Origin of the sequence: Alteribacillus persepolensis, from assembly GCF_900099605.1 — a bacterium.
In the GTDB taxonomy this organism is placed as follows: domain Bacteria; phylum Bacillota; class Bacilli; order Bacillales; family Marinococcaceae; genus Alteribacillus; species Alteribacillus persepolensis.
On sequence record NZ_FNDK01000003.1, the window covers coordinates 109,725 to 131,484 of the forward strand.

Here is a 21,760-nt window from a genome sequence, read left to right on the forward strand (position 1 = left end):
ATGATAGAAAAATAGATAAAAGCATCCAGATATTTTTTGATGTATAAATATGTTATATTGCTAATAAATAATGTGGAAACGGGGATGTAAACATGCAGCAAACAGCGAGAATAGGCATCGATATCGGGGGGACGAAAACATTAGGAGTGGTAATCGACAATCAAAATAACATCATTCAAACCTTAAAGTACCCGACACTTTCGCAAGCTGGGGATGCACATACGTCACTTTTGCGAACTGTCCAACACACCATTCAACAGTTATATGATCGTGCAAAACAGTATGGTTATACATTAATGGGAATAGGAATCGCTTGTGCTGGAATCATTGATGATACTAACCGTACCATACGATATGCACAAAGTCTGGGAATACACGATTTGCCTATTGGAGGTTTTTTGGAAGAAGCGTTTCAGCTTCCGGTTTACTTATGCAATGACACAGATGCAGCAGCATTAGCAGAGCTTGATACAGCCAATGACAAGCATGCTTCATTTTTATATGTGTCCGTAGGAACAAGCATTGGAGCGGGCATTGTGAAACATGGAAAGCTGCTAAAAGGAGCAGGAGAAATTGGCCATATGGCTGTAGAAAGAAATGGTATTTCCTGTTCATGCAACCACCAAGGCTGCTTAAAACATTATGCCTCTGGACAAGCATTAGAGAAGAAAGCGCAGTCAAAAGGCGGCTCTTATGCAGCGATTGCCATGCCGTGTATTATTGCATTGGCAGAGGAAGGTGATCAGTGGTGCCAGCAAGTAATCAAGGAAGGTGCCGGTTATCTTGGGCTTGCGTTGGTCAATGCTGTTCATTTACTTAATATTGATGACATTGTATTGGGAGGTGGTGTACTTCAGAAAGAAGGTATGTTTATAAACGAGATTGAAACATATGTGAAAAGACATGTGATGATTCCAGCAAGGGTTCGAAAGGCGTCTCTGAAGACAGAAGCTTCTGCTGTCGGGGCAGCTAACTTGTTGGGATAATATGTATGATGTGAATAGTGTACAGGACTTACAGACGGGACTGATGGACTAGTTGAAGAAAACGCTTTAATTTTAATAGCCATAACCTGTTACTTTGTGTACAATTAAATAGGAAGAAAACTAGAAAGGAGCTTTACCGTATGTCATCACAACTGCAAGGAAAGTTGCAGGATATTCTACAAGCATCCATTCAATCACATGAATTCGACAAGGCTGAACAGGCCGTAATGTATATGAAACAGTTAGCTGAAATTGAAGCATTTGTTACTGGTGATAGTATACAAACAAGTGTAAATAAAGTGAGTGCTGCCGTTCAGGAAAACAGAGACATTGCTGTACAGGAAGGGTTCAGCTCTTTTCGTCAAGCAGCTAGTGAGCCGGCAGTGCTGGCTAATCAACGCAAGCAGGACACACTCATGTTATATTATATGGCTGATGAAAAGGTTCTGAAATTTAAAAAAACACCTCAGACATATGCAGTCAGTCTGGATTTCTTTCGGGAATTTCTCCGTTATTTAGAGTTATGGAAAGGCAAGGAACCTTTTTCATCCAAAACGTACTACGAGACGTTTGCCGGTGAATTGAAGCCATTTACCACCTATCAATCTTCTACACTGAGGCAGTTTATTACGTTATTGTTTCGGTACTGTTATAAACTCAATGTCCTTGAAAAACCGACCCCCCCTCAACGAAGCAGATATTACGTAAACAGCGAACTCGAGGCGGAGGAGGTTATCAAGTACATAGCCGAACAAAAAATATTGCAATTATAAGAAAAAAATCAGTATGAAGCTGCTCATCTAGCTCTACCACTTTCTTTTTCACACGAAATTGGTTTTAATTCCTTGTTTTAGGAAATAATGAATCAATGAAACAGTGAAAAAGGAGGCAGACGGATGACGGTTCAAGCTAAGAGGAAGTTTCTGATTATTGGAAGTTTTCTTATGGGATTTGGAACGTTAGGAGCGCTAGATGGTATTATCTTTCATCAGCTTTTGCAATGGCACAGTGTGGTAATGGAAACAACTCGGCAGGGACAAATTATGAGTGATGGTTTTTTTCATTTGGCCGTAACGATTACGCTAATCGGTGGAGGGCTGGTGTTGTGGATAGCTGGCAAGCCAACAGATGTGACTAGAGGAGTTCAGCTGTTAATTGGTTCTTTCCTCATAGGAGGAGGAGTTTTTAACCTGTTAGAAGGTATTATCAATCATCATCTGTTACAGATACACCGTGTAAAGCCTGGGGATCCGAATGCATTGTTATATGACTTAGGTTTTTTGGCGATCGGCCTTGGGTTGTTTTTGGCTGGATATGTGATTTATCGATACGCGAGGAATAGTTATGTGGTATAGGATTATAAGCTTTGTTGTGATTACTGCTTTTGTGTCGGTGATGGTGCATCTGCATCTAGAAAATAGTCATGTGAGCGGAGAAGCGCATTACCACGAGGTTTTGCACGTTCCAAAAAACCAGCCAGTCCCGGATGTAAGCGGCAAGTTGATGAAAGATAACACAGAGCAGTGGCTTCTTATGCTGGAGGTAGAGAATTTCACCTTTACTCCAGAAAAGGTGGGCACAAACAAGGGAAGCTATCATGAAGGGCATGCGCATCTTTATATAAATGGAACAAAGCAAGGTCGTCTATATGGACATTACTATGATCTTGGATCATTGCAGGAAGGCGATATTGTGCAGGTGGTGCTGGCCACTAACCAGCATCAATTGCTGTATGAAAACGAAAGTCTAATTGCCTATCAGGAGGAAATTGGCGTTCAGTAGACCAATGGTGAAACACATAGACTTTTTTGTATTCTAATGCCTCTTATATAGGGGCTTTTTTTACTTGAATAACACAAAGAATGAAGAGACATGCAAAACATTGTTTTTCTAACGCTGCTAAGAAAAGATAGAATACGGTGTACTCATATTTGCATTCAAGTTCCGGCCGCTCAGGATTTATTCTCGGATGACTATGGGTATAAGAATTCTTGCTCTTCCTGCATTCGGTACGCTGTGCAGAGCTTGCTGCAGATTCTTGCGACAGGATTCGTTCCGTGGTGTCACCGTAGCTGAACAGACTTTTGTAAGGAGTTTTGTGCGTTTTATATTGCTTTGCAGCATCATACGGCATTTCCTGGGGAATATATTCGAATGTGGTCGAATCCTCTTTTCATAACAGTAGGAAACCATCATACTAAAAGAAACAGAAATAGAAAGGAAGAGAGGTTGTGGCACAATTTAAACAATCAGATGCATTACAGAGGCTTCCAACCCAGTTTTTTGCTAGTCTTGTAAAAAAAGTAGAACATTTAAAACAAGCAGGGCACGATGTGATTAATTTAGGACAAGGCAACCCCGACATGCCGACCCCCGCACATATTGTTGAAAAATTAAAAGAAGCAGCAGAGAAGCCGGCCAACCATAAGTACTCACCATTTCGCGGCCGTCAAGAGTTAAAGGAGGCGACGGCGTCTTTTTATCGAAGAGAATACAATGTAGATGTCGACCCCGATACCGAGGTTGCGATTTTGTTTGGTGCAAAAACCGGACTGGTGGAAATTAGTCAGTGTCTTCTGAATGAAGGAGATACCGTGCTGCTGCCCGATCCAGGTTATCCAGATTATCTATCTGGAACGGCTTTAGCGGGAGCACATGTAGAAACGATGCCGCTTGTAGAAAGAAATCACTTTTTGCCGGATTATCACAATATTTCCCGAGAAATAAGAGAAAAAGCAAAACTGATGTTTTTAAATTATCCTAATAACCCAACAGCAGCTGCTGCCGACCGCTCTTTTTTTGATCAAACAGTTGCTTTTGCCAAGCAGCATCAAATAGGGGTTGTGCATGATTTTGCTTATGGGGCTATCGGATTTGGCTCTGGAAAACCGCAAAGTTTTTTGCAATCACCAGGTGCCGCGGAGGTCGGAGTAGAAATGTATACACTGTCGAAAACGTACAATATGGCTGGCTGGCGTGTCGGCATGGCCGTGGGAAATGCATCGATGATAGAAGCTGTTAATCTGTTACAAGATCACTTGTATGTGAGCTTATTTGGCGCTGTTCAAGAAGCAGCTGTGCATGCTTTAAACAGTGGTCAGCGTTCGGTGCAGCAGCTGGTGAATACATATGAATCGAGACGTCACGCATTCATGTCTTCACTGCAGGCATCGGGATGGGACGTGCGTGCACCGCAAGGGACCTTTTTTGCATGGCTGCCGGTTCCAAAGGGATATACTTCTGAACAGTTTGCAGACGTGTTATTAGAAAAATGCCACGTTGCGGTAGCGCCTGGACGAGGGTTTGGAGAACACGGGGAAGGTTATGTGCGTGTTGGGCTTTTGGATTCCGAAGAAAGATTACAAGAAGCTGGTAAGCGTATCGCGCAATTTCCTCTAGAATAGAAGAACTGGGTAATTGATATCTATGAATGTCCGTCAGCAAGCGTGAGGGACATTCATTTTTGTCTTAAAACAAAGATGATAAAAGTTGGCATTTTTATGTAAGGGCAGGCCCTGGCAGTTCTTTTCTCATTACAGGGCCAAACCAGAAAGAGAACCTAAATAGCTGTGTGTGACTGATTACTGCTAGCAGAGGAGAACTTTTGCCGGTAATACCAGACGGCATATTGAAATGGAATGCGTGTATGACGAATATTGATACGACGCCGGTAAGGACGGAAATTAGCTTCTAACATCCACACATTGCCGTTTTTATCGACTGCCATATCCAGTCCAAGGTCAATGACTTGCGGAAACTTCGCTTCAATCGTTTTTGCGATGGTGATGCATGCTTTCTTGATATTGTTTTTTGTACTTTTGTTAATAAGCGGCGACAGTTTATACTTTACACGTCCGCCTTGGTCAAGGTTGGTAATGTTTTCACATTTATTAGCGATTCGGGCAATCATTCCGGTTATTTGCCAGCGGCCGTGCTTATTTTTTTGCGGTGATATACGAAAATCAAATTTTTTGCCTTTGTACGTATCTGACTGGACGGCTTGTTGAACGAGAAATTTCTCCGGTTCGGTAAACGTGCGCTCGAAATGGTCATATAGTTCGCCTTTTGCCATTTTCGTTTTCTTTTCCTGGAAATTTGCGATGTGAGTCATTACAAACCCATCTCGTTTGGACTCCAATACATGAATATTTCTTCCTCGTGAGCTGCGGATGGGTTTAATATAGACTTTACCGTAACGGTCAATCATTTGTACCAGCGTTGAATAAGAAAGCATCGCGGTATCTGGCATATACTTGGCGGTTTTCGGGTTAGACGCCAAATATTGATAGACGCTGAATTTGCTGCGTTCTTTGTTTGTCACTGCATGGAAAAAAGCATAGCCGTTTTTACGCAGTCTTTTTATTTTGTTGATTGATGTTTGGTTTCGCATATACGACCCGACTCGGTAGACATTTACTTTTGGAAGCGGAAATGCCTTTTTCGTCATCATATCAAAGCTGTGGTTGTAAAAGAGTCCGGTAACGGTTCGTTTTTTTGACGAAACTTGTTTCATTGAATAAAAACAAATATCAATGTTATTATTTCGTGCAAGCTGCCGGTAATAATCTATGGTGGGGTGACTTGTGCTGCCTCTCATAGCGTTTCTCATGAGACGGGCAGGCAGGACAATCCCTATCATAAAAAACCTCCTTTCCATTTAACACTTGTGCGTGTTAACTGCTTTTCTTTTTTAGACGCTGTCTTTGTAATGACTTGGCATAAAGCAAAACGTTAATGAGCGATTGTTCTAATGCTTTATCTCCATGGGCTTTGCACAGTGATACTTTCGCGCTTTGACTGTTGCATTCGATAAATTTAATGTTGTAGTCTTCATCAAGCGCAAAGTCAATTCCCATTTCAGCGAACGTACCGAATTTGTTTTCTGTGGCACGGTAGACTTTAGATAAAAACGTTTCGATTTTTATCCAGAGCTTTTCTTTTTCAGCAGTCGTCAGCTTTAAATATTTGAATAACTCATCTAATGTCATCGCATCAGCATGCGTAGTAACTGGTGATTTCGATTTTCCAAGCCTTGCGCTGATACCGCAAATAGAAATGGATCCATTGGCGTTGCGCTGCAGCTCGGCACGCAGATCAATACGACGGTTGTCGATTTCTAATAAATCAATTGCTTTTTGAATCATAAACTTTTTACCTTTGTAAAAATGCTGCACATACGGAATCATGTCTTCTTTTGTTTTAAAAACAATGGTCTCTACCTTTTTTTGTGCCGCGTTATAGTATCGATAGCGGTAACGATCGTCAAGACCCAATTCGATACGAATAACGTTTTTCGCTTTGCGGCCGGTTAACCCTTTCAAATACACGATTCGATGTTTATCAACCATGTCATATAAATCATCAGGATATTGGTAGAGAACTGTTTCTTGTAAGTGCTTTTTCAAGGAACTGATGGATTGAAAATAATGATACACATCCCAGTTGCCAAGCGAAGATGGATTTAACAAATAGATGCGCTTTTTTTTGCATTGCTGGGTAAATTTGCGATAACGCCGTTTAGATTTTTTGCCGATTCCACCGCGCCGGTAAAGAAAATCCGGATAAGGGAAGAAACCGGTTTTCCACGTGCTGTCTGAAAAATCATAGTACACGCCTTTAATCAGCTGGTTGTCAATATCAATAGAACTTACACAGAAAAAGTATAAGTGGAAACGAGCAACTTTTTGATTGACTTGAATTAACTTTTTTGTACGAAAGTGCGGTTTTTGTTCGGCGAGAGAATGAAAGTTCTTCGCAGATACTAAAACCCCGAAATGATCATGTTTTTTCTTTTTCTCCAAGTTCAATGCAAGCTTTTTTTTATCTATGCTGCTGTTATAAGCAAGCATTCTTGGTGCTGCATGGTTCAAATGATTCAATGCTTCTTCGCCTCCTGCATGTTTGTTCTCAGCTGTGTCCAAGTAGGTAACCCCCTTTACGTGAGACTTTGATATCTTATGATGCATAGACTTTTCACGGATGGATACTTACCGCAGGGCAAATACCTGTTTTATCGGATTTGTGATAAAGATGGACAGAAAAAGCAGTTCGTTTTTCCATGACAGGCAGGGTGGTTGTTAGATTCAGAGAGTAAAAGAGGATATGAGAACATGGGAGATAAAGAGGAAATCTTTCAGTTGGAAAGCAAGCATAATCACGAAAGGTATGTTAAAATAAAACGGTATCATAATAGATTGTTAATTTTTTGACAAAAATGGACAGCTTCAAACAGGATTTGGGGTTATGTTCATAGAATATTGGAAGCAGAGGCAGGAAGCAGTCGACTTCCCCTGGCCATAACACTGTAAGAAAAGAAGGAGGAACTTTTCATGCCGACACAAGAGAAAGTAGATTTGTTTAAAGAAGCGTTGGGGAATTATCCAACTGGTGTTACGGTAGTAACAACGAACACGCAGCAAGGTGAGCCGGTCGGGTTAACGGTTAACTCGTTTGCATCGGTTTCAATTGATCCGCTGATGGTGCTTTGGTCCATTGACCACGGCGTTTCATCGCTAGAAGAATTCCAAAAAGCAGATGGTTTTGCTGTCCACATTTTGGCAGGAGAACAACAAGAGTTATGCAAAACATTTGCAAGTAAGCACGAAGACCGCTTCAGCACTTGTGAATGGAATAATTCTGAAAATAACTTGCCGGTCATTAAGGATGCTTTTGCGGTCTTGCAATGTAAGACATTTAAGCAAGTAGAAGCAGGTGACCATACTATTTTAATCGGTGAAGTGCAAGACATTGAAGTTGACAGTGAAAAAGACCCAATGCTTTATCACCGCCGCAAGTTCGGTCCAATTCCAGCTGAATTTTATAATGAATAAAAAAAGCAGAGCCTCCGGTTGATCGGAGGTTCTCTTTATTTTTAGCATATACCATGTATCAGGTCATCCCTTCCATCTTGATGAGTAAGCAGAGTCCGCTAAAAGTGTGGAGGGAACTGGTCATTCTTACGGTCTTTATGCTTTTTCTATAAACATGTTTATAAACATGTTGTTAATGGTGTGTGTAGCAAACAACATCCATCGTGCTGTCATATCATTTATTTTGCGCAGGGAAACGTATCAAACGTCAGCCTGAGTGAGTGGCCGGTGCCGTTAATACGTGGAAGAAATTAGTATAAGTGCAGGGAGGAAACTTGCCCTGTCAAAGTTTTTTAATCTTTAGAAGAGGTTAATGTTTTTAATATTTGTGTGAAAAAAGGAAGAGAAAGGAGTTAGTTACGTATGCCAAATAACGGTGCACATGCGTTTTATCCAAATGAAATGGAAAAAAAGCAGATATACAAGTTGTTAATTGGATCGGTCGTGCCGCGCCCAATTGCTTGGATTTCTTCGAAAAACGGTGACGGTATCTACAACGTTGCACCATTCAGTTTTTTTACGGTTGCATCCAGCCAGCCGCCAACCTTAGCAGTAACGATTGCCCCAGCTCCTAAAGAACACCAAGGAGGAGTGAAAGATACCCTTTCGAATATTCGAGAAACAGAAGAGTATGTCATTAATGTTGTTCCTGAAGCATTGGGGAACGAAATGTACGAATCTTCGCTCCAGCATGCACCGGATGTTAGTGAATTTGACAAAGCAGGGTTAACGCCAGAACCGTCACGTATGATTGACGTGCCATCTATAAAAGAAACGCCGATTGCGTTTGAATGTAAACTGGATCGCATTGTTTCTATTGGTCGAGAAAACATGGTATTCGGACAAGTTGTCTGTGCTCATGTAAATGAAGATGCGTATCTTGGCAATTTCAAAACAGATATAGAAGCCTGGAAGCCGCTTGCGCGTCTTGCTGGTAATTATGCTTCTCTTCACAAGCCCTATCATTTGCCAAAATAGACAAACAAAGGATTCGGGAAACCGGATCCTTTTTGTATATTCTCTGTAAAAGACACAAGAATAATACGTGGGAATCGGGGATATGGGGAGAGGTGAAAGAAGATGGACAGCGTGTTTGTGAGCAGCTGCCGTCTGTCAGCAGCGGTTATGAAGGATGTCATTCACAGCTTTCATCAGGCTGATGAAGAAAAGAATAACGGTGTATTAAAACACATTGGTCTGGGTCAAGACACATTCACTGTATTCTCCAAACATAGTAGTATGCAAGCCAATTCTTCACGTACGCTCTGGATGATTGGCAGCTTTGAACATGAAATAAAGGAAATAGTTCTGTCACGTTTTGAACATGTCGGAACAGCGGCTTTTCATGACATTCAAGGGGCATTTTTTTGTATTATTGTGGATACGGTAAATCACACCTTTTTTGCGGCGCGCGATAGGCACAGTCTCGCTCCATTTTATTATGGCCAAACAGCAAACGGTCATTATCTGTTTTCTACAAGTATCTTTGCGCTACACCATGCAGTCAGGCATGTGTATACGTTTCCGCCTGGTCATGTGTTTGCGCGGCGTATCGGCTGGAGGTCATTTTCGCCAGCGGGAGACAGTACGGTATCAAAATTGTCTCATGAAGATACAGTGGTGCTTTTGTTTGGTGATGAAGCCAGTTATAAACTAGTGGTGTCATGTCCGGCTGACAAACGACAGACGTGTTGGGCGGGGCTTATCTCTAGTGAAAACAACAAAACTGTTCAACAAGCGGCACGAACGCTTGACAGCCAACATTACACTTATGTGTACAACACAGCAGAATTAATTACTTCCATTCCAAACATCATTTATGCAGTGGAAGGTTGGAATCGCGAACTGATACGCCAGGCAGTACCGTATTATTTTGCTTTGAAAAAAGCAGCTGAAGTTGCTGGTACAGCTGCTGTTGCGCTGACCGATTCTGCAATGGGGCGTATCGTGCAAAAAATAGGTGCATCCTTTTCACTTTCTGTCAAAACACCGTTTTTACATGGACATGCATCACCTGTTCTTTTGAACCAATCAGAAGCATCTATTCTCCGCGCCCATGCTAACAATGTCATAGGGGAGAAAGAATTTAAACAAATTCAGCAGCAAACGACATGTTTGATTCGAAGCAAGGAAGAAGCTTGGTACTATCAGCTGTATCATGAATATATGCCATCCAATGTGCCAGACTGCTTGTGACTGAAGTTGGGTATTTTTCCTTTCATGAAAGCGACAGAATTATTTCAATTTTTGATTTTCAGGGAGAGAAAATAGTTTAGAATTTCGTGGAAACGTGATAAGATGATGAAACAAAGCTTGCAGGAAATATCGATTATAGTGAATTTGGCACAAAGGAGAGCAGATAATGATAGATCTCCATTCTCATATACTGCCTGCTGTGGATGATGGCCCAGCAACCGATGAAGACAGCCTGGCACTCGCGCGCGCAGCAGTAGAAAAAGGCATTCACACGGTGGCTGCCACGCCGCATCATCGCAATGGTGCCTTCGTCAACCGAGGAGATGAAATCGCGGTAATGGTTCATGATTTTAACCGCATGCTTGCCGCAGAGAACATTCCTCTCACTGTTGTCAGCGGCCAGGAAAACCGGGTGCACAGCTATTTGGCCGAAGAGCTTCAAAAAGGTGATGCAATCCCGATTAATCATAGCCGGTACGTCCTGATTGAATTTCCCTCTGTAGAAGTTCCGCCATACACACAGCAGCTGTTTTTTGATTTGCAAACGCAAGGGTATATTCCGGTCATCGTTCATCCGGAACGCAACAAAACGTTTGTAGAAAAGGCGGATGTTCTTTATCATCTTGTTAAAAACGGTGCCTTGACGCAAGTGACTGCTCACTGTTTCAGCGCACGTGCGGATAAAAGAACAAAACAATTTGCCGAGGGGTTAGTGACTCGTCATTTGGCACACATTATTGCATCAGATGCTCATAACACACACACTCGCCCGTTTAACATACACGAAGCATACCGCGTTCTTGAAAAAGACATTGGCATAGAGTATGTAGAGATGCTGAAACAAAACGCGGCTGATATTGTCAATAATAAACAACTGCGGATGGAGTCCCCCGAACCGCTTAAAAAAAGAAAGTTTTTGGGACTGTTTTGATATAAACATACATAAAATGAAGTGCGCAATATACAAGCCTGTCGGATAAACAGATGGAGAACTGTCCGGTAGGCTTTTTGCTGTGACGTTGTCGTTTCGAAAGTTGGGGTGTTGTATCAAGTGAAAATAGGGAGAGGTTTCCTCTTATTTATTGTACAATAGAAGGATAAGAATACCTATAATTTATGTGGTACAGGAGGACGCCGGTATGTTACCTGCGATAAAAGCTGCTGTGAAAGCAGGAGAGAAGATAATGGAAATATATAAGACCGATTTTGATGTGGCTTACAAGGACGATGCATCCCCGCTGACAGTGGCTGACCAGACAGCCCACCGAATAATTACAGATATACTATCTGCAGAATGGCCTGATGTACCAATTTTAAGTGAAGAGGGCGAGCAGCTGTCTTTGGAAGAGAGGGAATCGTGGAAACAATTTTGGCTCGTTGATCCGCTTGATGGAACGAAAGAATTTATTAAGAAAAATGATGAGTTTACAGTTAACATTGCACTTATCGATAACCAAAAACCAATATTTGGCGTCGTATATGCTCCAGCTCTTGATGTGCTGTATGTTGGCGATATGCAACAAGGTGCTGTGAGGCTGGATAAAGCTGCGTCACGTCTGGCCGGTATGAACCGTATAGAGGACTGTTTTACGGGGGGCAAGTCATTGCCGTATATAAAAGAGGCGGCAGATCGCGTCCGAGTAGTTGCAAGCCGTTCACACATGTCGGACGAAACCGAGCAATTTGTGCAAGAATTAAAACACACATATCAACGTGTGGAAGTCGTGTCGGCAGGCAGTTCGTTAAAGTTGTGTTTAATCGCTGCGGGAGAAGCTGATTTTTATCCGCGCTATGCCCCGACGATGGAATGGGACACCGGAGCCGGCCAGGCAGTTGTGGAAGCAGCAGGAGGTTCGGTAACCGTGGCTTCTGATAACGCACCTCTTGTCTACAATAAAGAACATCTGCAAAATCCGTGGTTTTTGGCTTCTAGGAAAAAGGGCTGACAAAGATATAAACAAGCACCTGAACACCTCTCTAGACCTGTTCTATGCTTATTGACCAGCTTTCTGAACGTGTCGGAAATTCCTGACAGCATTCTCTCTCTTGATATATTTTCCATGTCTTTCATAGTAATTCTTGCAAAGGGTTTTGGAAGAGAGGGTGTGGTTGAAGGGAAGAAGGAATATGAATGAAGGCAGAGAAAGCAGTATGGTGCATGCAAAGGAATAAATGTACGATGAAAAAGTGTCCTGAAAGGTGGGAAATCACCAACCAGGGCACTTTCGATTTTGTAAGGCAAAAAGTATAAAAGTCTGGTTTTTTCACGTTCCAGCACAAGCGCCTATTCGCTCGAAGTTCCTTCGGTCCGGCCATGACAAGCCAAAGATCAGTTTTTCATAGACGAGCCGTCAGGACTTGTCGCTCATAGGCAAGGTGCTTGCGCTTCTCTTTTGTGTCTGTGCAATGAGCTCAGAGGGGTGATGTCCAATCAAGTTATTACTTACATCCACAAGATTGACGTGTGATTAAAGAAGGGGGTAGCTCAATATGTTTTGTATAATCTGGGTTATTAATTTTGTTGAGCAAGACATCAAAGGCTGTTTTTCCAATCGTATCGGGCGGCAGTACAATATTTGTAACAGGCGGATCAATAATAGAAGACGAAGCAAAGTCGCCAAAGCCAATCAGAGCAATGTCATCAGGTATTTTTAATAATAAGTCTTTAATTTGCGAAATGGCTCCAATTGTCATCAAATCATTTTGGATAAATAAAGCGGTGATGTCACTATGGCGGCTTAACAAAGATTTTGCTGCTGCTGCACCGCCGGAAACTGTTGCGTGACCAAGCTCAAAGTAACTGTCGTTAAAAGGGAGATTGTATTGCTGTAATGCTTTTTTATATCCTTCAATTCTTTCATCCGTGGTAGAGACATTTGATACTCCATAGATCATCCCAATTTTTTTATGCCCATGCTGCAGTAAATGCATGGTAGCGTCATATCCCGTTTGCACGTTATCTCCAGTAACCTTGGGTGCATGTTGTACGATGTTATTGTAGCGGTTTACTAGTACGATTGGGAAATCTTCATCCGTAAAAGCATTTAAGTACTCAATATCATTAGAAGTCGGTGATAATATAATACCGTCAACCATTTTAGAGTGCAGTAGATTGATTGTTTCTTCTTCGTAATTTTTATCTTCGTTTGTATTGACAAGCAGCAGGTTGTATCCCATTTCCCTTGCTCGCTCTTCCACACCATATACCATTTCTGTGATAAAACTATCTGGAAAGCTGGATACTACCATACCGGCTGTTTTAGTTTTTTGCTGCCGGAGGTTTTTTGCGGTGGAGTTCGGCTTGTAGTTATATTTATGAATAATTTGCATTATTTTGTTGTATTTATCTTCAGTGATATGTTTTGTTCCATTTATAACATGTGAAACAGTGGCTACCGAAACATTTGCTTCTTTTGCGATTTGCTTCATTGTCACCTTCATTTCTGTATTCCTCCACAAAGTAAATCCTTTTACTTCATTGTAAAGAAAATAAGATCGATTATCCATAAAACAGCGTCAAAACCTTATTATTTTTCTAAGTTTGTTGCAAATATCTATATTAATAAAAACTTTCTGTCTTTTATTGTTGACAGAAAAACGCTTACATAGTATCATCACAATCAAAGTTGGTAAAACGATTAACCAAAAGGAGGATTTTCCGTGACAAAAACCAGTTCGGTTGCACAAAACACAATAGAGTTAATTAAAGAAAAGGCGAAAATGTCCCGTTTGGAAACTATTCGGTTGATATCTTTAGCAAAGAGTGGGCACTATGGGTCTTCTTTTTCTAGTTCCGAAATTTTTGCGACCCTTTACTATCATACATTGAACTATGATTCCAAGAATCCAAGTTGGAAAAGCAGAGATCGGTTTGTGATGGGGAAAGGACACTCAGCAGTTGGTGTGTACCCAATTCTTGCTGATGTCGGATTTTTCCCAAAAGAGGATTTGGACACATATACACAGTTAGGCAGTCCTTTTGGAGACCATCCAGATATGAATAAAATCAAAGGTGTCGATTTCAGTTCTGGCTCTATCGGCCACGGCTTGTCGGTTGGCGTTGGCATGTCCTTAGGTGCACGTGTGGATAATGAAAAATATAGAACCTATATTCTAATGGGGGATGGGGAATTACAGGAAGGACAAGTCTGGGAAGCAGCAATGAGCGCAGGGAATTTCAAACTAGGTAATTTGGTAGCAATTATTGATAATAACAAAGTAACAGTAGACGGCAACACGGAAGAGTTAATGAATATCAATCCAATTAGAGAAAAGTGGGAAAGCTTTGGTTGGAATGTTGTAGATGTTGACGGTCACGATGTAGAAGAACTAATTAAAACATTTGAAAATCTTCCGGCTGTGGATTCCGAGAAGCCAACGGCCATTATTTGCGACACGGTAGCTGGAAAAGGCGTTTCCTTTATGGAACATGGCTATGAATGGCACGTTGCGAACTTAGGAGAAGACGATATCAAGCGCGCTATTGAAGAAATTGAAGGAGGTAATTAAGATGAACACAACGACTTTTCATAAAGATACGTGGGAACTGTACAAAAGTCTTGAGATGTCTAAGCAGTTAACGGCCGGCGAGACGTTAGCTAAGCTCGGAAAAAATCATCCAGAAATTGTAGCGATGTCTTCAGACTTAAGTAAACCAACGCGTCTTTGGGATTTTGGAAAAGAGTTTCCAGAGCGTTTCTTTAATTTTGGCCTGGCTGAAAAGAACATGGTGACAGCTGCTGCAGGTTTAGCTTCCACTGGAAAAACAGCGTTTGTGTCAACGTATGCGTCCTTCCTAGGAGTATTAGCTGCTGAGAACATTCGGACAGCCGTTGCCTACCCTAATTTAAATGTTCGTTTAATTGGAACGCACACAGGCATTGCTATGGGATTTTATGGAACCTCCCACCACGCCACAGAAGATATTTCTATTACAAGAGCAATGGCTAACATGACGGTCATTTCTCCAGCAGATGGAGCAGCATTAGCTGAATTGATTGAAGAATCTGTAAAAACGTATGACGGTCCAATTTATTTCAGAGTCAGCCGAGGTCGTGAAGAGCCAGTGTATAAACGTGACGCAGAAAAAGTGCAAAACAAAATCGGGAAAGCAAACACGCTAAGAAACGGCAGTGACTTAACCATTATTGCCTGCGGTATTGAAGTGAATGAAGCATTAAAGGCGGCTGATGAGCTTCAAGAACAAGGAATCAGCACAAGGGTAATGGATATGCACACCATTAAGCCGATGGATACAAAAGCAGTATTACAGGCAGCAGAAGAAACGGGGGCTGTATTGACTGTAGAAGAGCATAATGTGCAGGGTGGTCTTGGAAGTGCAGTAGCTGAAGTATTACTGGAGTCAGGCATTAGCTGCAAGTTTAAGCGTCATGGATTTTATGATGAATATTCCTTAATCGGAAAGCCGTATTATCTCTATCAACATTATAAGTTGGATGGAGCGGGTATTGCTTCTGTCGCAAACGAATTTATAAATAAATAAAGAGCGTTCAACACGAATAGAACAGGGAGAGGGGACTTTCGATGGATTTTAAAAATAGAGTAGTGTTGATTACTGGATCAGCTTCAAAAAAAGGAATTGGGAGAGAAACGGCAAGACAGGTCGGTCAAAAAGGAGCAGCAGTTGTCTTAACCGACATCGATGAATCTGGTTTGGCAGATGCGAAGGAAGAAATCGGACAGTACAATAACGGCAAGGCAATGGCATTAAAGCTTGATGTGAAAAATAAGACAGAGGTAAACGAAGCTGTTCAAAAAGTGATAAAAGAGTTTGGGAAAATTGATATTCTAATTAACAATGCTGGTATTTCCCGCCCCACGCGCGTGCAGGAAATCAGTGAAGAAGAATGGGACTTAATTTTTGATATTAATATGAAAGGAATTTTCTTTCTTACTCAAGCAGTTCTTCCGCATATGAAGGAATGTAACTATGGAAGAATAGTAAATTTAAGTTCGGTATCAGGAAAGCGTGGCGGCGGTATCTTTGGAGGTTCTCATTATTCTGCAGCAAAGGCAGCAGTGACTGGTTTTACCAAAGCAGTAGCGCGCGAAACAGCGGCATATGGAATTACCTGCAATACTGTAGCTCCTGGATTAATTGGGGGTACAAATATAACGTCCGGCTTAATGACAGAAGACAAGGAAACGGCTATTGTAGAAGGTATTCCTGCTGGTAGAGTAGGGGAAGTAAAAGACGTTGCGTATTCTATTACGTTTTTAGCATCTGAAGGCGCAAGCTATATTACAGGTGAAGAACTTGATATTAATGGTGGTTCACACATTGATTAGATTTAAGAGACAGCAGAGGGCAGTCAATTATATTGGCTGCCTGTATCCTATTTTTTGGTACTAATGATAAAGAATATTATATTTTTAGCTAATTATGTAAACGTTGTCAATATTTTAGGTTAAACCATTAACCAGTTAAGGGGGGACATAAGGCATGAATTTTTTACGGAACATAATGGTTGCCATGACAGGCATTCTTGGTGTCAGCGTGTTAGTTGCATTTATATCTGGCGGGGAGGCTTTCCAATCTGATGATGAAATCGTACTGCGTTTTGGACATGGGGCGGCAGAATCCAATGAACGGCATTTAGCTGTCATGCATTTTAAGGAATTAGTGGAAGAGAGGACAAATGGCAAAATAAATGTTCAAGTATATCCGAACGAACAGTTGGGTTCAGAAGCAGAAATGATTGAAAGTGTCACGTTAAATGATTTGCAAATGGCCGCCTCGAGTGCGTTTAGTCAGTATGACCAACGCATAAGTGTGTTTGAATTGCCGTATCTATTTGATTCTTATGAGGAAGCTTGGGAAATTTTAGATGGAGAGTTAGGGCAAGCAATTGCCGAACCGCTTTTAGAAGATAATTTGCGAGTGTTAGCTTATTTTGAAAATGGTTTTCGCCATGTAACATCTAACAAACCGATTGAGGCTCCTGAAGACCTGCGTGGATTAAAAATTAGAACGCCTGAATTTCCGTTATCGCTAAGCACCTTTCAAGCATTAGGGGCAAACCCGACTCCAATGGCTTTTGGCGAATTATATATGGCTTTACAGCAAGGAACGGTGGATGCACAAGAAAATCCTGTTGCCAATATTTACGCAAGTAAATTTCAGGAGGTACAGAAGTATCTGAATGTTACTGGTCATCAATATATACCTTTACCAACTGCAATCAATGAAGATTTTTGGCAGTCACTTTCGCCTGATTTGCAAAGAATTGTTCAAGAAAGTGCACAGGAAGCCGCTCAGTATCATCGAGATATGATTGTAGAAAATGAAGAAAAAATGATGGAAGAGCTACAGGAAGCTGGCATGGAAATGATTGAACCTGACAAAGAACCATTTCGAAAAGAGACCGAACAAGTACATGAAATATTTCGGCGTCAACAAAATGATGAGACGGTGAATCAATTACTAGACCAAATAAAGGAATAATTATGATCTTTTTGGAGGCCGGCATGCATGAAGGTATTAAAGTGGTTAGATGAGCACTTAGAGGAATATCCATTAATTTTGTTAAGCAGCTTCACGGTAGTCATTATTTTTACACAAGTGATTATGCGTTATGTTTTTGGAAATTCATTGTCCTGGTCAGAGGAAGCAGCTAGATATGCGTTTATTTGGATGATTTATTTAGGAATCAGCTATGGAGTGAAAAAACGCAAACATTTAAATGTCGATGCTTTCTCTATATTATTTGGCAAAAAAGGAAAAGTGATACTGGGAATGATTTCGACGCTATCATTTCTTGTATTCGCGTTAGTTATTGCATGGTATGGGTTTGACATTGTGGTTAACGTTACGAGAGAATCTGCAGCAATGCAGTTGCCAATGGGATGGGTGTATGCTGCCCCGGTAACTGGTATGGTTTTAACAACATTTCGCTTAATTCAACAGTTTATTAGGCAGGTTCACGAATGGAAACAGTTACATCGAAAAAATGAATACGAAGTTCGGGAGGAAGCTATATGACCACGTTTATTTTATTTGGCAGTTTCTTCTTTTTCTTAATTCTAACTGTTCCAATTGGTATTGCATTAGGGCTGGCTGGGTTGGTAACAGCCCTTTATTCTTCGAATATTTCGATTACTTTTTTAGCGCAAGGGTTGGTAACAGCTACTGATAACTTTGCTTTAATGGCGGTACCATTTTTTATACTGGCTGGAGAACTGATGGGAAGAGGCGGCATATCCAATCGATTATTTGATCTAGCCAACGTGTTTGTTGGGCGTTTGACCGGAGGCTTTGCAATGGCTGCAGTGCTTACTTGCATGTTTTTTTCGGCTATATCCGGTTCTGGGCCAGCAACAGTGGCGGCTATAGGAGGCATTATGATTCCAGCTATGGTCGCACAAGGCTATGATAAAAGATTTGCCACAGCAGTTATTGTGTCCGCTGGATCGTTAGGAATTATTATTCCACCAAGTATTCCACTCGTGCTGTACGGTGTGTCTGGAAATCAGTCGATTGGTGATTTATTTATGGGTGGTATATTACCTGGAATACTACTGGGTGTCGTAATGATTACATGGGTATATATATATTCTAAAAAGAAAAACTACACCGGTACAAAAGAAAAGTTTACCTTCAAAAATATGCTGATCAAATTAAATCATGCGAAGTGGTCACTACTTGTACCAGTAATTATTTTAGGCGGAATTTATGGAGGGATATTTACACCAACGGAAGCTGCTGTTGTGGCTGTAGTGTATGCAGGCCTGGTGAGTTTTTTATTCCATAAACAAATAAGGTGGAAAGACATTCCGATTATTATTCGTGATGCAACATTAAATTCTGTTGTTATCCTACTTATTATCGGAACAGCTAATGCGTTTGGGACGTTGTTATCGATGGAGCGGATTCCGCAAGCAATCGCTAACGAATTCTTATCAATTTCAGAAAATTCATTGATTCTTTTACTTTGTATCATTTTGTTATTATTATTGATTGGATGTTTTATTGACACTTCCGCTGCTGTTATTATTTTTACCCCAATCCTTTTACCGATAGCACTGGAATTAGGTGTAGATCCAATTCATTTCGGGGTACTGATGATTGTCACTTTGGCGATTGGCTTTATCACTCCGCCTCTGGGGGTAAATCTTTTTGTTGGTTCTGGTATTTCAGGGATTGGCATGCCGGCATTAGCAAGAGCTGTTGTTCCGTTCTTTTTTGTTATGTTGTTTAGTTTAGCTGTTATTATCATCATCCCCCCATTAACTTTATTATTTTTGTAAGGAAAAAAAGTAGCTGTGTTCAAAAGTATATAGCTCTGTCTTTTCAAAAAGAAACGGCGGTGCTGCATTTGTTGTTATAGGAGGAATCTGCTATGGAGTAATGTTTATAACAGCGTGTTTACGGCTGGTCTTTGAATGACCGCTATTCAAAGTCGTTATACAGGAACAGGCACCAACATTATTTGGTTTCATGGATTAGGCTGTCATAGTTTATAAGCAATATCATGTCTTGGATGGCTTGTGAAGGCAGTATCAATGGAGAAACATAAACACCGGTTTATTCATATTGGAGATTTTGCTCATCAGTGTGCAGACCATTTTGGGGTACTCTATCTTTGACGTGTCTACAGCACGATTCTAATCTATCGTTTCAGGCTCCTTTGGACATCAGTGTATTGTATAGCACACAGCAAGCCGTACAATGGAAAAAGCCGCTAGTCATTTAAATATGTGAAAAGAAGTGGTTCCTGCGTCCATGCGTAAGGAACCACTTCTTTATAAATGGTGTGATGTGTGTGCATTTTTGCTTGTTTATCGAAAAAGCTTAGTTGTGCTGTTGGGACGAAGAAGGGAAGGTTGTATCTGTTGCTCCCATATTGTAGGAATTTTCATTATATTCTGTATCATCTATTTCTGCCTTTAACGATGCGTTTTCATCTTCTAGCTCTTTAATACGTTCGTGAAGGACTTCCATTTCATCAATTAATCTCGTTGTTTCTTCCATGTATTCCTCTGCTTTTTTGGATAGTTCTTGTAATTCTTTCTTGCTTTCTTGTAATGCTTCTTCTAACGTTTGTTTTTCGGTGCGAAACGTCTTTAAGTCTTTTTTTAATGAATCATTTTCTGCTTTTAGTGTGTGTAGCTCCTCAGTAAGGGGTTCTGTCGTTTGATCTGTGTTGTGAAGGGGCGTAGCGGTTGTCGTGCTATCAATAAATTCAAAGCCGGCAATCATAATAACCAAGCCTCCGGCGCTCAAGAAAGCAAATACTTTCTTGGACATGTTTGTTTCTTTAGTTATCCATTTGCGGCATACATGATAAAACAGATAGAGAAGAGCAGCCAGTACTGCTGCGCACCCAAGGTAAAATAATGCCATGGATCATCCTCCTTTCTATCCGCTGTATAATTTACATAAAATTAAAACAATTTACTAAATATTAACACAAAATAAAAAATACTAACAGTATGTTTTGAAAAAAGGTTCTACTATCCATGTTGGAGTAAATCAATGGTGTGCTTTTTGTTTACATTATGTAAAAAATGAAAAACTAAGAAAAACGGCGGCTTCGACTATAAGGACTTGGTGACACGCCGAGTTTTTCTTATTTCTGACCTGATTTAATGGAAAGCAGGGGAGATACCTGTGAAAAATAGAAGCAGTCCAAGAACCATCCAATTAGAAAAATGCAGGCGGTGAATGCTCCCGCTAAACGTTATAGAGTCTGAAAAAAGGATGATACGTACATGGTATACAGTGGAAAAGCCTGTTATGACAATAATTTTTTCATAACAGGCTGTTGGTGAAGTGGACCAAAATATGCTTTTCTTTAATTATCCAAACTGCCAAATCGTGTGACTTAGGTTGCGGTAACGATAGCTTTGATGACGAAGCATTGCTGTTTTATTGTTGTCAGCTGCTCCCATTGCGTAAAACAGCGGGATAAAATGTTCTTTGCCAAAAGGGGGAACAGCTTTGGATGCATGAGGAGCTTGTTGTTCATAATCAAATAAAGCCTCTGTGTCCCAGTTTTTCACTTTCTCGTTAAGCCATGCTTCAAATTCAGGCACCCAGCTGTCGACGATATCATCATCAAGGTCCATTCGTGCCATCATCAAGTTGTGAACCGTGCCGCCGCTGCCTATCACCATAATATCCTGTTCTCTTAGCGAGGCTAGTGCTCTGCCAATATGATATTGATCAGCAGGTGACAGGTGCGGATTCACAGACATAGAAATAACGGGTATGTCTGCATCGGGATAGAGAATATTTAATACAACCCAGGCACCATGGTCGAGGCCGCGTTGTGAATTGACGCTGTAATCAATATGATAGTGATCAAACAACTGCGTAATGTCTTCAGCTAATGCAGGGTCGCCGTGAGCAGGATACTGCATGCGATGTAATTCGTCAGGAAACCCGCCAAAATCATGAATAGTGTCATAGTCGTTTGCGTTACTCACCATTTGTACAGGGGCTTCCCAATGTGCAGAAAACAGCACAATGGCTTTTGGCCGTGGAAACTCTTCTCGCAGCTGCTGGATAGCTTGGGTATATTCATTATTTTCTAATGCTAATAGCGGAGCACCGTGAGCAATAAAAAATGCAGGCATAGTCATGGTCAAAGACCTCCTCATATGATTGGAAAAATCATTTTGTATATGATATTGTTTTCTTATATGAAAAATTGTTTACTAAAACATAACAAAAAGTGTTGAAAGGCG

21 protein-coding genes are annotated in these 21,760 nt (G+C 41.0%); 16 read left to right on the plus strand and 5 right to left on the minus strand.

The genetic code is table 11. The features are described from left to right. Nucleotides 1-92 precede the first annotated feature (92 nt). The 5 genes from BLT18_RS04730 (at nucleotide 93) to BLT18_RS04750 (ending at nucleotide 4,390) form a co-directional block, all read left to right on the plus strand. Nucleotides 93-986 (plus strand): ROK family protein, encoded by an 894-nt coding sequence (locus tag BLT18_RS04730; protein ID WP_091271707.1) that lies wholly within the window; start codon nucleotides 93-95, stop codon nucleotides 984-986. Nucleotides 987-1,126: 140 nt separating this feature from the next. Next, on the plus strand, nucleotides 1,127-1,759 hold the full coding sequence (locus tag BLT18_RS04735; protein WP_091271708.1) for a hypothetical protein: 633 nt from the start codon (nucleotides 1,127-1,129) through the stop codon (nucleotides 1,757-1,759). A gap of 123 nt (nucleotides 1,760-1,882) precedes the next feature. Continuing rightward, complete coding sequence (locus tag BLT18_RS04740; RefSeq protein WP_091271709.1) at nucleotides 1,883-2,341, plus strand: DUF2243 domain-containing protein; 459 nt, start codon at nucleotides 1,883-1,885, stop codon at nucleotides 2,339-2,341. After that, nucleotides 2,331-2,768 carry a hypothetical protein gene (locus BLT18_RS04745; protein ID WP_091271710.1) on the plus strand — a complete coding sequence of 146 codons (438 nt, stop codon included), beginning with the start codon at nucleotides 2,331-2,333 and terminating at the stop codon, nucleotides 2,766-2,768. The genes BLT18_RS04740 and BLT18_RS04745 overlap by 11 nt, the downstream gene beginning before the upstream one ends. A gap of 449 nt (nucleotides 2,769-3,217) precedes the next feature. After that, nucleotides 3,218-4,390, plus strand: a complete 1,173-nt coding sequence (locus BLT18_RS04750) for a pyridoxal phosphate-dependent aminotransferase (RefSeq protein ID WP_091271712.1) — start codon at nucleotides 3,218-3,220, stop codon at nucleotides 4,388-4,390. Between the two features lie 155 nt (nucleotides 4,391-4,545). Here the strand turns inward: BLT18_RS04750 and BLT18_RS04755 are convergent, their stop codons facing one another. Next, nucleotides 4,546-5,625, minus strand: a complete 1,080-nt coding sequence (locus tag BLT18_RS04755; protein ID WP_175487377.1) for a YheC/YheD family protein — start codon at nucleotides 5,623-5,625, stop codon at nucleotides 4,546-4,548. 34 nt (nucleotides 5,626-5,659) lie between these two features. Beyond that, a complete protein-coding gene (locus tag BLT18_RS04760) occupies nucleotides 5,660-6,907 on the minus strand; it encodes a YheC/YheD family endospore coat-associated protein (RefSeq protein WP_175487378.1) in 1,248 nt (415 codons plus the stop codon). 408 nt (nucleotides 6,908-7,315) lie between these two features. Between BLT18_RS04760 and BLT18_RS04765 the strand changes: the two genes are divergently transcribed. The 5 genes from BLT18_RS04765 to cysQ all read left to right on the plus strand — a co-directional run bounded on the left by BLT18_RS04765 (nucleotide 7,316) and on the right by cysQ (nucleotide 11,997). Continuing rightward, a complete protein-coding gene (locus BLT18_RS04765; protein WP_091271716.1) occupies nucleotides 7,316-7,816 on the plus strand; it encodes a flavin reductase family protein in 501 nt (166 codons plus the stop codon). Nucleotides 7,817-8,218: 402 nt separating this feature from the next. Further along, nucleotides 8,219-8,833 carry a flavin reductase family protein gene (locus tag BLT18_RS04770; protein ID WP_091271718.1) on the plus strand — a complete coding sequence of 205 codons (615 nt, stop codon included), beginning with the start codon at nucleotides 8,219-8,221 and terminating at the stop codon, nucleotides 8,831-8,833. 102 nt (nucleotides 8,834-8,935) lie between these two features. Beyond that, complete coding sequence (locus BLT18_RS04775) at nucleotides 8,936-10,051, plus strand: hypothetical protein (RefSeq protein WP_091271721.1); 1,116 nt, start codon at nucleotides 8,936-8,938, stop codon at nucleotides 10,049-10,051. Between the two features lie 166 nt (nucleotides 10,052-10,217). Next, nucleotides 10,218-10,982 carry a tyrosine-protein phosphatase gene (locus BLT18_RS04780; protein WP_091271722.1) on the plus strand — a complete coding sequence of 255 codons (765 nt, stop codon included), beginning with the start codon at nucleotides 10,218-10,220 and terminating at the stop codon, nucleotides 10,980-10,982. Between the two features lie 208 nt (nucleotides 10,983-11,190). Further along, nucleotides 11,191-11,997 carry a 3'(2'),5'-bisphosphate nucleotidase CysQ gene (gene cysQ / locus BLT18_RS04785; RefSeq protein ID WP_091271724.1) on the plus strand — a complete coding sequence of 269 codons (807 nt, stop codon included), beginning with the start codon at nucleotides 11,191-11,193 and terminating at the stop codon, nucleotides 11,995-11,997. A gap of 493 nt (nucleotides 11,998-12,490) precedes the next feature. On the opposite strand, the gene BLT18_RS04790 is transcribed toward cysQ, so the two are convergent. Further along, complete coding sequence (locus tag BLT18_RS04790) at nucleotides 12,491-13,492, minus strand: LacI family DNA-binding transcriptional regulator (RefSeq protein ID WP_091271725.1); 1,002 nt, start codon at nucleotides 13,490-13,492, stop codon at nucleotides 12,491-12,493. A 219-nt stretch (nucleotides 13,493-13,711) separates the two neighbouring features. Here BLT18_RS04790 and BLT18_RS04795 point away from each other — a divergent pair, with 219 nt between their 5' ends. The 6 genes from BLT18_RS04795 to BLT18_RS04820 all read left to right on the plus strand — a co-directional run bounded on the left by BLT18_RS04795 (nucleotide 13,712) and on the right by BLT18_RS04820 (nucleotide 19,318). Then, a complete protein-coding gene (locus tag BLT18_RS04795; RefSeq protein ID WP_091271727.1) occupies nucleotides 13,712-14,560 on the plus strand; it encodes a transketolase in 849 nt (282 codons plus the stop codon). 1 nt (nucleotide 14,561) lies between these two features. After that, a complete protein-coding gene (locus BLT18_RS04800) occupies nucleotides 14,562-15,554 on the plus strand; it encodes a transketolase family protein (RefSeq protein ID WP_091271728.1) in 993 nt (330 codons plus the stop codon). 41 nt (nucleotides 15,555-15,595) lie between these two features. Beyond that, nucleotides 15,596-16,360, plus strand: coding sequence for an SDR family NAD(P)-dependent oxidoreductase (locus BLT18_RS04805; RefSeq protein ID WP_091271730.1), 765 nt, complete (start codon nucleotides 15,596-15,598; stop codon nucleotides 16,358-16,360). A 154-nt stretch (nucleotides 16,361-16,514) separates the two neighbouring features. Further along, nucleotides 16,515-17,516, plus strand: coding sequence for a TRAP transporter substrate-binding protein (locus BLT18_RS04810; protein ID WP_091271731.1), 1,002 nt, complete (start codon nucleotides 16,515-16,517; stop codon nucleotides 17,514-17,516). A gap of 27 nt (nucleotides 17,517-17,543) precedes the next feature. Beyond that, on the plus strand, nucleotides 17,544-18,053 hold the full coding sequence (locus BLT18_RS04815) for a TRAP transporter small permease (protein ID WP_091271733.1): 510 nt from the start codon (nucleotides 17,544-17,546) through the stop codon (nucleotides 18,051-18,053). After that, nucleotides 18,050-19,318 (plus strand): TRAP transporter large permease, encoded by a 1,269-nt coding sequence (locus BLT18_RS04820; protein ID WP_091271735.1) that lies wholly within the window; start codon nucleotides 18,050-18,052, stop codon nucleotides 19,316-19,318. The genes BLT18_RS04815 and BLT18_RS04820 overlap by 4 nt, the downstream gene beginning before the upstream one ends. A gap of 544 nt (nucleotides 19,319-19,862) precedes the next feature. Here the strand turns inward: BLT18_RS04820 and BLT18_RS04825 are convergent. Together BLT18_RS04825 and BLT18_RS04830 are read right to left on the minus strand one after the other, a co-directional pair. Next, entirely contained in the window at nucleotides 19,863-20,414 is a 552-nt protein-coding gene (locus BLT18_RS04825) for a hypothetical protein (protein WP_091271736.1), read from the minus strand. Between the two features lie 455 nt (nucleotides 20,415-20,869). After that, complete coding sequence (locus BLT18_RS04830; RefSeq protein ID WP_245705178.1) at nucleotides 20,870-21,655, minus strand: dioxygenase family protein; 786 nt, start codon at nucleotides 21,653-21,655, stop codon at nucleotides 20,870-20,872. Nucleotides 21,656-21,760 lie beyond the last annotated feature (105 nt).

Coding starts and splice junctions, on each gene's coding strand:
- BLT18_RS04805 (WP_091271730.1), top strand. CDS start 15,596: ATGGATTTTAAAAATAGAGTAGTGTTGATTACTGGATCAGCTTCAAAA.
- BLT18_RS04735 (WP_091271708.1), top strand. CDS start 1,127: ATGTCATCACAACTGCAAGGAAAGTTGCAGGATATTCTACAAGCATCC.
- BLT18_RS04790 (WP_091271725.1), bottom strand. CDS start 13,492: ATGAAGGTGACAATGAAGCAAATCGCAAAAGAAGCAAATGTTTCGGTA.
- BLT18_RS04825 (WP_091271736.1), bottom strand. CDS start 20,414: ATGGCATTATTTTACCTTGGGTGCGCAGCAGTACTGGCTGCTCTTCTC.
- BLT18_RS04820 (WP_091271735.1), top strand. CDS start 18,050: ATGACCACGTTTATTTTATTTGGCAGTTTCTTCTTTTTCTTAATTCTA.
- BLT18_RS04810 (WP_091271731.1), top strand. CDS start 16,515: ATGAATTTTTTACGGAACATAATGGTTGCCATGACAGGCATTCTTGGT.
- BLT18_RS04730 (WP_091271707.1), top strand. CDS start 93: ATGCAGCAAACAGCGAGAATAGGCATCGATATCGGGGGGACGAAAACA.
- BLT18_RS04775 (WP_091271721.1), top strand. CDS start 8,936: ATGGACAGCGTGTTTGTGAGCAGCTGCCGTCTGTCAGCAGCGGTTATG.
- BLT18_RS04815 (WP_091271733.1), top strand. CDS start 17,544: ATGAAGGTATTAAAGTGGTTAGATGAGCACTTAGAGGAATATCCATTA.
- BLT18_RS04765 (WP_091271716.1), top strand. CDS start 7,316: ATGCCGACACAAGAGAAAGTAGATTTGTTTAAAGAAGCGTTGGGGAAT.
- BLT18_RS04830 (WP_245705178.1), bottom strand. CDS start 21,655: ATGACTATGCCTGCATTTTTTATTGCTCACGGTGCTCCGCTATTAGCA.
- BLT18_RS04780 (WP_091271722.1), top strand. CDS start 10,218: ATGATAGATCTCCATTCTCATATACTGCCTGCTGTGGATGATGGCCCA.
- BLT18_RS04755 (WP_175487377.1), bottom strand. CDS start 5,625: ATGATAGGGATTGTCCTGCCTGCCCGTCTCATGAGAAACGCTATGAGA.
- BLT18_RS04770 (WP_091271718.1), top strand. CDS start 8,219: ATGCCAAATAACGGTGCACATGCGTTTTATCCAAATGAAATGGAAAAA.
- BLT18_RS04745 (WP_091271710.1), top strand. CDS start 2,331: ATGTGGTATAGGATTATAAGCTTTGTTGTGATTACTGCTTTTGTGTCG.
- cysQ (WP_091271724.1), top strand. CDS start 11,191: ATGTTACCTGCGATAAAAGCTGCTGTGAAAGCAGGAGAGAAGATAATG.
- BLT18_RS04800 (WP_091271728.1), top strand. CDS start 14,562: ATGAACACAACGACTTTTCATAAAGATACGTGGGAACTGTACAAAAGT.
- BLT18_RS04740 (WP_091271709.1), top strand. CDS start 1,883: ATGACGGTTCAAGCTAAGAGGAAGTTTCTGATTATTGGAAGTTTTCTT.